The sequence below is a fragment of the Bacillus thuringiensis genome (assembly GCF_001455345.1).
Taxonomy (GTDB): domain Bacteria; phylum Bacillota; class Bacilli; order Bacillales; family Bacillaceae_G; genus Bacillus_A; species Bacillus_A thuringiensis_N.
Genome location: NZ_CP013274.1, coordinates 3,434,106 through 3,449,021, shown reverse-complemented (window position 1 = coordinate 3,449,021; position 14,916 = coordinate 3,434,106). Strand labels below are relative to the sequence as shown.

The window sequence follows — 14,916 nt, the reverse complement described above, 5'->3', positions numbered from 1 at the left end:
AGGGGGGATAGAGTGAAGTTTGATGTAACGTATTTTTTAGAAAGTTTTCCGCAATTATTTAAGTATGTATACATAACTTTAGGAATTACTGTAGTTTCAATGATTATTTCTTTTGTTATAGGGATTGGCTTGGCAATCATAAAGAAAAACAAAACAAAATTTTTATATTCTATTGCAAGAGTATATACATCTTTCTTTAGAGGAACACCTTTATTAGTTCAATTGTTTGTGTTGTATTTCGGATTGCCGCAAATATTCCCAACCTTTACAGTACTTACAGCGATGCAAGCGACTTTAATTGGTCTCAGTTTAAATAATGCAGCGTATTTGTCAGAAATTATTCGGGGTTCATTAAATGCTGTGGAATCAGGACAAATGGATGCTTGTTTATCAGTTGGAATGACAAAGGCGCAAGCTATGCGACAGATTATCTTTCCACAAGCTATTCGTGTTGCAGTACCGTCACTTGGAAATAATTTTGTTGGATTGTTAAAAGAATCTTCGTTATCCTTTGCGCTTGGGGTGGCTGAAATTTTAGCGCAAGCGAAAATGTTAGCGGCACAATCGTATCGTTATATGGAAAGTTACTTAGCGGTAGCGATTGTATATTGGATTATTACAATTGTAATTAGCTGGGGACAGAAAAAGTTAGAAAAGAAACTGGATGCACCATACTTGTAACAGAAATGAGGTGATATGTGTGATTGAGGCAAGAGATTTGTATAAGTCTTACAAACAAAATGAAGTACTAAAAGGAATCTCACTTACTGTCGGTAAAGGGGAGGTAGTAGTCATTATTGGACCTTCTGGTTCAGGTAAATCGACACTATTAAGATGTTTAAATTTATTAGAACAACCAGAGGATGGAAGTATTAGAATTGAAGATTTAGAGATTCATGCGAAGAAGCTTTATAAAAAGGAAATAATAAAATTACGCCAAAAAACAGCAATGGTTTTTCAAAACTATAATTTATTTAAAAATAAAACAGCATTGCAAAATATTACAACGCCATTAACAGTTGTACAGAAAAAAAGTGAAGAAGAAGCAAAAAGAATAGGAAGAGAAATATTAAAACAAGTAGGCTTAGCTGAAAAAGAAAATTTCTACCCAACGATGTTATCAGGTGGACAACAACAAAGAATAGGTATTGCTAGGGCAATGGCTTTAAATCCCGCTGTATTATTGTTTGATGAACCGACTTCTGCACTTGATCCAGAATTAGTGAACGAGGTATTGCAAGTCATTAAGGATTTGGCAAGGCAGCATATAACAATGGTTATTGTCACACATGAAATGAATTTCGCAAAAGAAGTAGCGGACCGTATTATATTTATGGCTGATGGCATTATTGTAGAGCAGGGAACGACAGAAGAAATTTTTCGGAATCCACAAAATGAGCGTACGAAAAAGTTTTTGCGACAATTGAATGCTTCAGAAGAAGGCAATCATTTCGTTATTTAGGAGGGAAAATTATGAGGAAATCATCATTATTACTAACATTGGCATTAACAGTATCGATTGGGCTTTTATCTGCTTGTGGTTCAGATACAGCGAGCAAAAAAACAGATGAAAAAGTAGTGAAAGTTGGGACGTCTGCAGGTCGTAGTCCATTTATTTTTAAAGAGGGTGAGAAAGTAAAAGGTTTTGATGCTGAAATTATTGAAGCGGCTGCTAAAAAAGCTGGATATAAAGTTGAATGGAACGTTTCTGATTTTGAAGGATTATTCGGTTTATTAGATTCAGGTCGTATTGACACGATTGCAAATGAATTATCGGTTTCTCCGGAAAGAAAAAAGAAATATGACTTTTCAATTCCATATGTATATTCAGGATCTGTTTTCGCGGTGAAGAAAGATAATAATACAATTAAATCGCTAGAAGATCTAAAAGGAAAGACTGTAGGTGTTGGGCTTGGTACGGCTGGGGAACAAGAATTAAAAGCTTTAAATAAAAATAATGCTTTTACAATTAAAACGTTCTCAGAGGATCCAACAGCAGAATTGAACGAAGTAGGACTTGGCCGTGTAGATGCTTACTATAATGATAAAGTGCAAGTAGAAACAACAATTAAAAAAGCGGACTTAGATAATGTGAAAGTAGGATTTGGTCCACTTAAATGGGGAGAGATTGCATTTCCATTTGCAAAAAAGAGCGAAAAGTTAGAAGATATAAATAAAGCGTTAAAAGATTTAGAACAAGATGGCACATTAAGCGAAATATCAAAAAAATGGCTGAAAGTTGATGCTACGAAAAAACAAAATTAAGTTATGTTCGTTGAATGTGGCTATTGTCCATCAACTTATATAAAAATAAAAGAGAGCTGGAGAGGAAGTTATTCATGGTACAAATTCATCCGAAAACACGTATTGGTCATGTTGAATTTAAGGTGATAGATTTAGAACGTCAAATTGCCTTTTATGAGAATGTTGTAGGCTTAGAAGTAATTAAGCAAGAGGAGAATAAAGCATATTTATCTGGAAAAGGTGGAAAGAACACATTACTTGTTCTTGAAAAGTTAGAAGACGGGGTGCTGCAAGAGCCGCGTACGACTGGTATATATCATGTAGCCTTTTTAGTTCCGACTCGTGAGGCTTTTGCTTCGGCATTGTTTGGTGTAATTCGTAATAAGAACGTAATTGATAGCCCAGCTGAGCAAGAGGGGCGTTATACATATTCAAATGAAATTTTACCAATTTCAAGGTTTAATAGTGCAAGTGATCATACGTATAGCGAAGCGTTTTATTTACAAGATTTAGAGGGAAATGGTATAGAAATTTATGCAGACCGTCCGCGCGATCAATGGGGAGAAGGACCGGGAGGAAGTACCCCGCTTGATTTAAAAGAATTAGCAACGCTCTTTGATTATGAGCTTGATGGATTACCTGCTAATACTGTCGTTGGGCACGTACATTTACGAATAGCTGATGTAGAGGAATCACACGAGTTTTATGTAGAAACAGTCGGTTTTGAAGTGCAACAGCGTGAAGAGGATTGCCTATTCATTTCAGCCGGCGGTTATCATCATCATATTGGTGCAAATACGTGGAACGGAGTAAACAACCCGCATCCGCCAGCACATGCAACGGGACTTAAGGTATATACAATTATATTACCGCATAGAGAAGCTTTAGATGAAGTGAAAGAAAGATTAATAGAAAAGCAGCATGAAATAAATGAAACTATAAATGGGTTTACAGTAGTAGACCCAAGTGGTATTACAGTCCAATTTGAAATAGAAGCAGTATAAAAGAAGCTAGAAAGTGATTAAACACTTTCTAGCTTCTTTTTGATACGTAATCCAAGTAGGACAAGGGTTAAAAGGAAAGGATTTTAATACTTCCATTGCATATATACTCGTTGAATCGAATTCACCTTGAATGAAAGAATAGCCGTGTTTATTTGCATACATAGCTTGTTTGAAAACGAGTAGTTTCAGTAATGGTAAATCATCTATAATGTGAGTCCCGCACCATCCTAGTTCTAATGTATTATCCTTTTCTGATGAATGGAGGAAAGAGTATGCCATAATTTGATGCGCTTCATCTATAATGAGAAAGCTCCCATCTAGTAGTACGTCATCAGCTAAAATCATCTCTTGCCAAGTTTGTAGCGGCAATGAAGCAACGGGATTTGCTAAGTGGGTTTGCTCGTAAATTTCTTTTACTAAGTAGGCTAGTTTTTCTAGTAAATTATTATCGGATAAGATGTTTGATAAAGTTTGTAAATGATAATTTGAATTAGGGACTATATCGATAGAAACTATTTTTCGTACGTCTAATATCGGCATATATGTTCTTCGGATTTCCTTAAAATTCTGTGTTTCGTAATAGGATTTTAAATGAACTGACGTTTCCCATATAGAGGTTTGTAATGGTAGTTTGAATTTTTCTCTTTTTGAAATCTCGTTTAATAAAAATTCTTCAATGTGTAGCTCTGAATAGAAAGGGTTCGTATATATTCGAAAGTATGTGCAATATGGATGGAAGTTATTGCCCCAGGCGAAAAAGATGCCTACTACATCTTTTTTATAGTAGGCAACATACGCACATTTTGTTTTACTATCTCGTAATAAGTGAAATAGATACGATTCTTCATTGTATAAATCAATAAGTTGTTTTACTTTTAGCTCATTACTTTTATCATATTTCTTTATAACAAGATTATTTTCATTGGATGACTTCTTCATAGCTTGATCCAAAATCTTCTTACTACATTTCCATCTTCCTCAGTGAAATCATCATCACGAAACCCGCCGTTATGTAAAATTGTTTTTTCTGAAGCACTATTTACTTCATCGCAAACGACAAGTGCTCTCGTGATGTTTAATTCCTTCGTTTTTTCTAGGGATAATTCTAATAACTTCGTAGCATAACCTTTTCTTCTTTCAGAAGGGCGAATGCCATAACCGATATGACCGCCAGCGTTAAATAAATGTTCAGTTAAACTATGACGTATATTAACAGCTCCTACAATTCTATTATTATCTGTAACGAGCCAATACGTAGAATCTGGTACCCAAGATTCAGGAAGATTTATTCCGTTATGTGCATCGAGTAGTTCTTGCACCATAGCTGGGAAGTTAGAAGGGTCCTTTGTAATAACCCAGGGAATCATCGTTTCACCGCTATCTTTCCATTCGTTATAAAAATCTAAGTATTCTTCTTGTAAATCGGTAGTAGGTGTAAGTAATGAGACGTTCATTGTTAGTAAGCTCCTTTATTTATGTAGTTTTTATAAACAATTATGACACAAAAATGAAAGCGTTCTCTAAACTTTCTCAACCTAATTTTATGTAATCCACCTTTGTTTTTTTAAAATTAGTGGAGGTTTAAAATCAGAAGTTATTTATTTTATGTTAATATTTAAAATATTAACATAAAATGGTCGGAGTATTAAGTGTATTTTAGTGGTATTCCTTCATATCGATAAATGGATGTTTGTGATAATTTTTATTTTATCTATCTATAATGAATGAAAGGAGGAAGTGCCCGTGAGTGTAGATTTTGATTTTATTATACGAATCGGTGTTGCTGGCTTGTTAGGAGCAATGATTGGTATTGAAAGAGAAATTCGATCGAAAGAAGCTGGATTAAAGACTCATTTCCTCGTAGCGGTAGGAAGTGCGTTAATAATGGTTGTTTCGAAATATGCCTTTTCAGATATTGTGTTTGAAGAGCATATGTCTCTAGATCCAAGCCGTATTGCAGCACAAGTCGTTAGTGGAGTTGGTTTTTTAGGTGCAGGTACAATTATTATTCAAAAACAGGCGGTGAAAGGATTAACGACCGCGGCTGGTTTATGGGCTACTGCTGGAATAGGATTAGCAATTGGAGCGGGAATGTATGTAGTAGGCATTGGAGCGACGATTCTCGTTTTAATTGGTTTAGAAATTGTAAGTCGTATTTTTAAGGTGCAATTTTTATTTCCACAAAATATAACAGTGCAAATGTGTATAAATAAACATGAAGCGGTACAACAAATATTAGAAACACTACAAGTGAAAGGTATTCCAATACTTTCATATGAAGTAGAAGCTTCACAGCAAGGTATAGAAACTGTTTATAAGGTAGGGATGCAACTGAAAAATATATCGTCAGAAGAAAAGAATGAGTTTATTCAGCATATGCAAACATTACCGGAAGTTACATTTATAAAGGTAAAATCATAGTGTTGAAAACGAGGATAGATGTAGCGGGAATTTCGCTATAATCTATCCTTTTTTGATATAAAACGCACGTAAAGTCAAGTTTTAATTTTCCATGGTATGGATACATGTGTGAACGTTACCTTATTTTTTCTCAATACAGTATAAAAAGTAAAAATAGTAAAATAATGGTGCGGGACACTAAAAAATGTAAGGTAGGGGAGAGCATGAAAGGTTATTCAAAAAAAGTGTTAGTAGGGGTAAGTTTTGCTAGTTTAATGTTAGGGAGTTTTCAAGGAAGTCCATTGGCAGAAAGTACAAAGGGAGAGCAAGTTTCATATCGGAATGTGCTCAAAATGGAGCCGGTTGGTGTACAATTACCAGTGCAAGAATTAGCTCATTCATCAAAAGTGTTGGAAAATAAGTCTTTTGAGAAAAGGCTACAATTTGCTGATTTGTCACAAAGACCGCCTGAAGTGAAAAAGGAAAGTAAGCAATTAGCTGTAGCGAAAACGTATACAATTGCTGAATTAAATCAATTGAGCAATCAGCAGTTAGTGGATTTACTTGTAACAATCGATTGGGAGCAAATTACGGGACTATTTCAGTTTAATAAGGATAGTCTTGCATTCTATCAAAATGATAGTAGGGTGCAGGCAATTATTGATAAATTGAAGCAGCAAGGACAAGCTTATACACAAGATGACTCAAAAGGGATTGAGACTTTAGTAGAGGTGTTACGATCTGGTTTTTATTTAGGATTTTATAATACAGAATTAAGTAAACTAAATGAGCGGAGCTATCACGATAAATGCTTACCTGCATTGAAAATGATCGCAAGCAATCCGAATTTTAAACTCGGTACATTAGAACAAAATAGAGTTGTATCATCATACGGGAAATTAATAGGAAATGCTTCGAGTGATGTGGAAACGATCACATCAGCTGCAAAGATTTTTAAACAATATAATGATAATTTTTCTACATTGGTAGATAATCGTTCAGCTGGAAATGCGATTTACGATATTATGCAAGGTGTTGATTACGATATTCAATCGTATTTGTACGATACGAGAAAAGCACCGAAAGATACAGTATGGTATCAAAAAATTGATAGCTATATTAATGAATTAAGTCGTTTTGCTTTAATTGGAACGGTGACAGCGAAGAATGGCTGGTTAATTAATAATGGTATTTATTATACAGGTAGACTTGGTACGTTCCATAGTACAGGAACGAAAGGGTTGCAAGTTGTAACAGATGCAATGAAAATCTATCCGTATTTAGGGGAGCAATATTTCGTAGCGGCTGAGCAAATTGCGACGAATTATGGCGGGAAAGATGCAAATGGGAACGTTGTTAATTTAGATCAAATACGAGAAGATGGTAAGAAAAAATATTTACCAAAAACGTATACATTTGACGATGGGGCAATTGTTTTAAAAGCTGGAGATAAAGTGACAGAAGAAAAAGTAAAACGTCTATATTGGGCGGCAAAAGAAGTGAAGGCTCAATTCCATCGTACGGTGGAAAGTGATCAACCTTTAGAAAAAGGAAATCCTGATGATGTATTAACGATGGTTATTTATAATAGCCCAGCTGAATATCAATTTAACCGTCAATTGTACGGATATGAAACGAATAACGGCGGTCTTTATATAGAAGGAACAGGTACGTTCTTTACTTATGAACGTACGCCAGAAGAAAGTATTTATAGTTTGGAAGAATTGTTCCGACATGAGTTCACGCATTACTTACAAGGTAGATATGAAGTGCCAGGACTTTGGGGACAAGGTAAGATGTATGAGAATGAGAGATTATCTTGGTTTGAAGAAGGAAATGCAGAGTTTTTTGCAGGGGCAACGAGAACAGATAATGTTGTACCGAGAAAGAGCATTATAGGAGGAATCTCTTCAAATCCAGTAGAGCGTTATACGGCAGAGCGAACGTTAAATGCAAAGTATGGAACGTGGGATTTCTATAATTATTCCTTCGCTTTACAATCGTACATGTACAATAAGAGATATGATATGTTTGACAAAGTTCATGATCTTATTAGAAAAAATGATGTAACAGCATATGATGCATACCGCTCTGCATTAAGTAAAGATGCGAATTTAAATAAAGAGTATCAAGACTATATGCAAATGTTAGTTGATAATCGTGAGAAATATAATGTGCCATTAGTATCAGATGATTATTTAGCAACTCACGCGCCGAAACCAGTCTCAGATATTGCGGCAGAAATTACGGCAGAAGCAAAATTAAGTAATGTATCAGTTAAGAAAAATAAATCACAGTTCTTTAATACATTTACACTACAAGGAACGTATACAGGTACTACTGCAAAAGGGGAATATGAAGACTGGAAAACAATTACACAAAACGTGAATGATACGCTAAAACGTTTAAGTGCAAAAGAATGGACAGGCTATAAAACAGTAACAGCTTACTTCGTAAATTACCGTGTGAATGCATCCGGACAATTTGAATATGACGTTGTATTCCACGGTATTAATACTGAAGAAGGCGCTGTGAATAAGACGCCAGTTGCGGTTATAAATGGTCCATATAGCGGAAATGTAAATGAAGCAATTTCGTTTAAAAGCGATGGATCAAAAGATGAAGATGGGAAAATTGTTTCTTATAAATGGGAGTTTGGCGATGGTACGGTAAGTAATGAACAAAATCCGACTCACGTGTATACAAAAGAAGGAACGTATACAGCGAAATTAACAGTAACAGATGACAAAGGGTTAGCGAATACTGTTACAACGAATGTAACGGTTCAAAAGAAAGAAGATAATAGTATAGAAAAAGAACCGAATAATTCATTCCAGACAGCAAATAAACTGCAATTCAATCAAGTTTTACGTGCTAGTTTGGGAAATGGTGATACGAGTGATTTCTTTGAAATAAATGTGGAAACAGCGAAAAACCTGCAAATTAATGTAACGAAGGAAAATAATATCGGAGTAAATTGGGTTCTTTATTCGGAAGCAGATTTAAATAATTATGTTACGTATGCACAGCAAGAGGGGAATAAGTTAGTAGGAAGTTATTACACGTATCCAGGAAAGTATTATTTACATGTGTATCAGTATGGCGGGGGAACAGGGAATTATACGGTAGAAGTGAAATAGTAAAAGAGAAATTGTCTTTCAATGAATAGAAATCAATTTAAGCTCATAGTTAGTAATGCAGGTAACGATATCAGTTACAAAAATAAATACTGGAGTATCGTTATGCATATTAAAAAAGTTTATACTTTAAATGAGAAAATAACTGTAGGGAATGTATTTAATGATATTAAGAAATCAAGTATTAAGAGAGCTTATCTTGAAGTTAAGCAGATCTAATCAGTAAATGAGGTACAATCTATAAATTATTATTTCATAGAGATGTGAGCAAAGTAATAAAATTTAAGTATGCTTGATTTAATTAAAGGACCAAAGTTTATCCGTAAAAATAGATAAACTTTGGTCCTTATTACTTTTACTTCATTCGCGAAATCAAGATGACTAATGAGTCAAGTAGCGGGATTTTTTAAATTTATTTAATAAGTTAAGTAGTGAAAATTTTATCATTTAAATCATTCCGTCATATTAGCATGGGATACTAATAGAAAAACGTGTCCCTTTACCTAATTCACTCTCTATCTCTATATCTCCGTTTAATTCTTTAATAATGCTATAAGCAATCATAGTGCCAAGTCCAGTCCCTTTTTCTGTTGTTGAATAGAATGGCAAAGCAATTCGTTTTATTTGTTGAGAGGACATTCCAATCCCTGAATCAATAATATCGATTATAATATTCCCTTTTATTTTCTGTATATTTATTTGTAATACGCCACCATTTATCATGGCCTCAATTCCGTTTTGTATGATGTTGTTTAGACAGATTCTGAATTTTTCGGGGTCTCCATTTATATAAAAGGAATCTGTACTATTTTGTTTTATTTCAACTTTATATGATAGAGCGAGTGGTGAAATAGTGTCTTTCACTTGATTTAAAATATGATTAATATCTATTCTCTCTTTTAGGGTGTTCTGTGGTTTTGTTAAAGATAAATAGTTATTAATAGTAGATTGTATTTGCTGCATTTCAATTAACATGATTTCTAAGTACTGATCCTGAGGTAGCTTAGAGGCATGTTTTTCATTTAACAATTGAGTGAATCCATGTACTGTGGTTAGTGGATTGTGGATTTCGTGTGCAATGGACGCGGCTAGTTCGCTAGCTATATAAAATTTTTCAGCCCGTTGCAGCTTTTCTTTCATTTTATATTTCTCAATCATTCCCTCTATTAAATAAACTGATAATAATACTGTGAAAATATTAATGATTATATAATTTAATAAAAATTCTATGAGAGTAGAGTCTATTTTACCACCTGTATTTATTTGAGTTACAAAACCGCAGATAGAAAGTGAAGTTGTACATACTAAAATAAGAAGCAAGCTTAATAATAGCTTTTTTTCTTTAACATACTTAGGTAATACGTAACGAAAGAACATTGTTATAACAGAAATAATAGTAAAGATAATAAATGATGGAAGAACGCCATTTCCGCCTAAATAAAATCGATAAGAAAGATATAAAATTCCTATAAAAACAATATTTTTTGTATTTCCGTATAGAAAAACTAATATGATAGGAATAAAACGTAAATCATAAATAAATCCAGCATGTAAATGAAAAGGAAACGTCATGCAAAAAATAATAGCAACGGAGGAAAGGATAGAAATCAATATATGATTACATGTTATTTTTTCTTTAAATTCTAACCAAAATACATGGTAGCTAAGGATACAAATTATTATTATAAAGGTATTTAATAAAAGAGTAGAAATTCCCATAGTTTTGCATCTCCGATAGTTTGTATATAGGATTATGTATGAGTTAAACCTAGATGTTTAGTATCAGTAGACTTTCTATCTAAAATAGGAAGAGCACTTGAAAAAGCACTGTTATATTATTCGTATTAAAATTGATAAGGAAGTTAGAAAAAATAGATAAAAAATCTACTTAGATATTTATAAATAAAACTAGAACTGGATTTTTGTATAGGTGAAATTTGGATTGGGTTACTGATAAAATAATGATTTTTAAGTGTGAATATTCTGTGAAGATAATGTATGTAGTGACTGCTGTTTTGTAACCTTCGTTATATTAACATGGAATATATCAAATTACAAAGTGAAAATTTCAAAATTTTTTATTAGTATATTTTATCTGAAATGGAAACACTATTTATTTGAGTGTCTTGGTATTTAATTGTATGAATTCTTGTGGGAAAAAGACTTTGAAATTTACATGTTCTTTTTTATGAAGCATAATACTGTAGCCTTATCTATGTCAGTTTCTTAATAACCATTAAGGTGTAAATTTAAGATATATAGGTTTAAAGATATGAATTATTACATAAAAACGTACTTAAAAAAGAATGTATGATGGTAATAGAATACAAACATCAAGGGGGAACTTAAAATGAAGTTAAATAAACTAGTGTTTAGTTGTGGAGTAATTTCAGCATTAACACTTTGTGTGTTAGGAAATAATACTTATGCTGAAGAAGTAAACAAATTGAATGATAAAATTCATATAGTTGAACATATTCCTACAGACATATTATTAACTCAAACAATGGATTATAGTGGAGAGGCTATAACTTCTTTTTTATATAATGGGAGTGAAAATGTAAGCTTCTTTATGAAAAATAATGGTCAACATACAATGGGATATAGTATCAAAGGTCCAAATATGGAGCTAATTGTTGGTGGTTATATAAAACCTGGAGAACAACAAATTAATGTTACAAATGTACGGAATGCTTTATCTCCATTACCAATTGGAACGTATAGTATTTACGTTTCAAATGATGATGGTTCTAAGGGACAATTCCAAGTTGCAGTAAGATCTATGAATTAAATTTAAAACGCCTTTTTTATAAGTTAATTTAGTCTTTACTTACTGGAAAGAAACTATATTGAAATGAGAATTACACATAAAAGTAAAAATGAGGATGTCGATTTTGAGAAATCTTAAAGTGAAGGTGACTTGAAATTCAGTTAAATTACATAAGAAACTAGAAAAACCACTTATATAAGTGGTTTTTCTAGTTTTAGGCTATACATTTAAAATTAGGCTAAGTTAAAGTAATAAGCATTTTATTTGTTTAGATTATTTTGGTTCTGGATAATGATTGTAGTACGAAATTCTAATAAATTCTTGGTATACATTTGTTAATTTAGCATCTCTAAGAGCATCATTGAATTTTTGCATACGAACACTACCTTGAGCGTAGCCTCCACCAGGAACATAAGGATTTCTAGCTTCAAAGTCATCCATAAAGACTTTGAATTTTTTATAGTCCTGAGATTGATAAAAAGTAGCCGCTTCTTCAGGAGTGACATCAAAGTAAGAAGATGATGTTGAGTTATAAGAAACCGCTTGAGCGGTAGGTGTTTCTAGCATAGTTGCAGCCCCACCAAACATAGTAAGCGCCATAGAAGATACAATGATTTTTTTAAACATAATAAAACCTCCACATAGAATATTTGGATTAAAAGTTATCCTGTAATCATTATAGTTACATTGAAAATGATTATCAAATGCAATGTTGCATAATTTATTATTTGAACGAGAAGTCTCCTTTATCTCTACATGAAGAAGTTTAGTAGGAAATTAATAGATTAAAAGAGGTTTACATATCATTGAGGTTAAACTGAAAATGAAATAAAAAGCATATTTTAATTGAGGAAAGTTAAAAGGATCTGTTATTAAAGACAGTGATATTTTAAAAAGGTATGACAGTTACCAGCTAGAGATACTATTATAGGGGATTTAGCTACGTTTATTGCTGTTGAGAAATACATAATATATCTGTCTGTATAAAATAAAATGAAGAAACATTTCTTTTGGATTTTACAATATGTGTAAGGGGAATCAAGATTTTAATTTGTACTTAAACAAGGGAGAAAAGTATTACTTTTTAAGTAACAAAGAATATTAAGTCTCATTCAAAGTTATAAAATAATCCTTTTAAAACAAAATATAGTTTGGCTAAAAATTAGAGGGCATCAATTCATTGGAACAGTAAAAACTGTTTATAGGATTGATGTCTTTTTTTGTTTAAGAACGAGAATATATTTTCTCAACAGGACAAATGATAAATAGCTATAAGTACTACTTATAAGGATAATTGGAAAATAGAAATTAATAATAAAGGGGAATGCGAAATGACAACATTAATATCTAATAGAGATCTAGCTAAAATCCGAGAGGAAGATGTAGATGTACTAAAGGTAATGGCACATCCCGTTCGATTAAAAATTGTAAATGAATTAATGCATCATAAACTGTGTAATGTTACACAGTTGACAGAAATATTAAGGCTCCCGCAATCCACTGTTTCACAGCATCTATCAAAATTAAGGGGCACCGTGCTCCGTGCGGAAAGAAGAGGGTTAGAGATGCATTATTATATTGATAATGCTAAGGCTCGCCAGATTGTAGGAATTCTAGGTTTGTAGCTTCATAATTCGTAAAAAGTTTCCTAATAGAATCAGTGGTGTGTAAAGTAAAAAGAGTACTTTTCAAAAGTGCTCTTTTTAAGATGTGCATTAAGGCTGGAAAGAGGCATCAATGATAATTTAGAAGGAGTGTGCTTAAAATAAAAGATAATTATTTACATTGTGTAATAATTACTTAATATATTATTAAGTTTGTTACCTTACAAAACTGTAAGGTTATTTCAATTGACACTCATATATATAAGTAACTATACTAGTTACACAATGTTGGTGAATATATTAAATAGTTTCAATCTATAAGTGTATGTCTGAAGATTCTTTTCGGAATAATAGTTCGATTTTAAATTATCCATTTGTAATATAGTGTTAATACCAACTTAATCTAGGCTTTATTCTAAGGAGTATTATGTAAAGATTAACTATCAATGATATATTTACTAACTTGTAATAAATTTTTAGAGGTGCTAAATTTTGAAGAACAAATTAATTGCTACAGGAATTCTTGCTGGAAGTCTACTATCTTATTCTTCTAGTATTTTTGCAGATACTCATAAATTCCCAGATGTTCCTGCATGGGCTGACAAATCCGTTACTTATTTAGTTGATAAGCAAGTATTGAATGGTTATCCAGATGGAACTTTTGGTTCAAATGACACATTAGATAGAGCTTCTGCGGCAACCATTATGACAAAGGCTCTTGGTATACACATTGATTTAAATGCAAAACCATCTTTTAAAGATTCACAAAACCACTGGGGAACTCCCTATATTGCCGCAGCTGAAAAGGCAGGAATAATTAAAGGTGAAGGAAATGGAATATTTAATCCTTCTGGAAAAGTTACTCGTGCTGCTATGGCTACTATGCTAGTGAATGCATATAAACTACAAAATAAAAGCACTAACAATAGACAAAGTAAATTTGAAGATTTAAAGGGACATTGGGGTGAAAAGTTCGCAAATATCTTAATTGATTTAAAAATTTCAGTTGGTACAGATAATGGTTGGCAACCAAATAGATTTATAACACGTGCTGAAGCTGCACAACTAACCGCAAAAACAGATATGCTTCAATATAGTCAAAGTAATCCTTTAGAAAATAAAGCAATTATTATTGATCCCGGACATGGCGGCGAAGATCCTGGAAAAAACACAAAGGGATTACCTGAAAGTAAGATTGTACTAGATACTTCTTTACGTCTTCAACAATTGCTTGAAAAACACACTCCATTTACAGTTTTACTAACTCGTGAATCTGATACTAGACCTGGACATGATCAAAAAAGCTCTTTACAGGAACGTGTTAAGTTTGCTAAGCAAAATCAGGGTGATATCTTTATAAGCATTCATGCAAATGCTTTTAACGGTAATGCAAAAGGGACAGAAACATATTACTATAAATCTTCTAAATCTGAAAAAACAAATCCTCATGTGGAAGAAAGTCGTGTTTTAGCTGAAAAAATTCAAGAACGATTAGTAGACGCACTTCAAACACGGGATAGAGGTGTTAAACATGGAGATCTTCATGTTATAAGAGAAAATGACATGCCAGCTGTGTTAACGGAACTTGCTTTTATAGATAATGGTATTGATTACAGTAAGTTATCTACAGAAAATGGAAGACAGATTGCAGCAGAAGCCATTTACGAGGGGATTTTAGATTATTATGAATGGAAGGGGAATAATGTATCTGAATATAGGTTGCAATAGGTAAATGAATATATAGTAATTCTCGAAAT

General features: G+C 32.7%; 13 protein-coding genes. 9 read left to right on the top strand and 4 right to left on the bottom strand.

Annotated features, from left to right (window positions below; translation table 11 throughout):
- The first annotated feature begins 12 nt into the window (after nt 1-12).
- The 4 genes from ATN06_RS17905 to ATN06_RS17890 all read left to right on the top strand — a co-directional run bounded on the left by ATN06_RS17905 (nt 13) and on the right by ATN06_RS17890 (nt 3,248).
- Nucleotides 13-681: an amino acid ABC transporter permease gene (locus tag ATN06_RS17905; RefSeq protein ID WP_060631765.1), complete on the top strand. Its 669-nt coding sequence runs from the start codon at nt 13-15 to the stop codon at nt 679-681.
- 19 nt (nt 682-700) lie between these two features.
- Nucleotides 701-1,462 (top strand): amino acid ABC transporter ATP-binding protein, encoded by a 762-nt coding sequence (locus tag ATN06_RS17900; RefSeq protein ID WP_029439257.1) that lies wholly within the window; start codon nt 701-703, stop codon nt 1,460-1,462.
- Between the two features lie 11 nt (nt 1,463-1,473).
- The gene (locus ATN06_RS17895) at nt 1,474-2,265 is read left to right on the top strand and encodes an amino acid ABC transporter substrate-binding protein (RefSeq protein ID WP_060631764.1); all 792 of its coding nucleotides are present in this window, start codon (nt 1,474-1,476) and stop codon (nt 2,263-2,265) included.
- A 74-nt stretch (nt 2,266-2,339) separates the two neighbouring features.
- Nucleotides 2,340-3,248 carry a VOC family protein gene (locus tag ATN06_RS17890; protein ID WP_060631763.1) on the top strand — a complete coding sequence of 303 codons (909 nt, stop codon included), beginning with the start codon at nt 2,340-2,342 and terminating at the stop codon, nt 3,246-3,248.
- 6 nt (nt 3,249-3,254) lie between these two features.
- Here ATN06_RS17890 and ATN06_RS17885 read toward each other — a convergent pair whose 3' ends face one another.
- Nucleotides 3,255-4,187 (bottom strand): hypothetical protein, encoded by a 933-nt coding sequence (locus tag ATN06_RS17885; protein WP_060631762.1) that lies wholly within the window; start codon nt 4,185-4,187, stop codon nt 3,255-3,257.
- The gene (locus ATN06_RS17880; RefSeq protein WP_060631761.1) at nt 4,184-4,702 is read right to left on the bottom strand and encodes a GNAT family N-acetyltransferase; all 519 of its coding nucleotides are present in this window, start codon (nt 4,700-4,702) and stop codon (nt 4,184-4,186) included. The genes ATN06_RS17885 and ATN06_RS17880 overlap by 4 nt, the downstream gene beginning before the upstream one ends.
- Nucleotides 4,703-4,991: 289 nt before the next feature.
- On the opposite strand from ATN06_RS17880, the gene ATN06_RS17875 reads away from it, so the two are divergent.
- Entirely contained in the window at nt 4,992-5,669 is a 678-nt protein-coding gene (locus tag ATN06_RS17875; protein ID WP_060631760.1) for an MgtC/SapB family protein, read from the top strand.
- A gap of 203 nt (nt 5,670-5,872) precedes the next feature.
- Entirely contained in the window at nt 5,873-8,788 is a 2,916-nt protein-coding gene (gene colA, locus ATN06_RS17870) for a collagenase ColA (RefSeq protein ID WP_060631759.1), read from the top strand.
- A gap of 462 nt (nt 8,789-9,250) precedes the next feature.
- Here colA and ATN06_RS17860 read toward each other — a convergent pair whose 3' ends face one another.
- The gene (locus ATN06_RS17860) at nt 9,251-10,504 is read right to left on the bottom strand and encodes an ATP-binding protein (RefSeq protein ID WP_000513010.1); all 1,254 of its coding nucleotides are present in this window, start codon (nt 10,502-10,504) and stop codon (nt 9,251-9,253) included.
- Nucleotides 10,505-11,135: 631 nt separating this feature from the next.
- Here ATN06_RS17860 and ATN06_RS17855 point away from each other — a divergent pair.
- Nucleotides 11,136-11,576, top strand: a complete 441-nt coding sequence (locus ATN06_RS17855) for a hypothetical protein (RefSeq protein ID WP_060631757.1) — start codon at nt 11,136-11,138, stop codon at nt 11,574-11,576.
- Between the two features lie 252 nt (nt 11,577-11,828).
- Here the strand turns inward: ATN06_RS17855 and ATN06_RS17850 are convergent, their stop codons facing one another.
- The gene (locus ATN06_RS17850; protein WP_060631756.1) at nt 11,829-12,182 is read right to left on the bottom strand and encodes a hypothetical protein; all 354 of its coding nucleotides are present in this window, start codon (nt 12,180-12,182) and stop codon (nt 11,829-11,831) included.
- A gap of 704 nt (nt 12,183-12,886) precedes the next feature.
- Here ATN06_RS17850 and ATN06_RS17845 point away from each other — a divergent pair.
- Together ATN06_RS17845 and ATN06_RS17840 are read left to right on the top strand one after the other, a co-directional pair.
- On the top strand, nt 12,887-13,180 hold the full coding sequence (locus tag ATN06_RS17845; RefSeq protein WP_000209271.1) for an ArsR/SmtB family transcription factor: 294 nt from the start codon (nt 12,887-12,889) through the stop codon (nt 13,178-13,180).
- Nucleotides 13,181-13,651: 471 nt separating this feature from the next.
- Nucleotides 13,652-14,887 (top strand): N-acetylmuramoyl-L-alanine amidase, encoded by a 1,236-nt coding sequence (locus ATN06_RS17840; protein WP_060631755.1) that lies wholly within the window; start codon nt 13,652-13,654, stop codon nt 14,885-14,887.
- Nucleotides 14,888-14,916 lie beyond the last annotated feature (29 nt).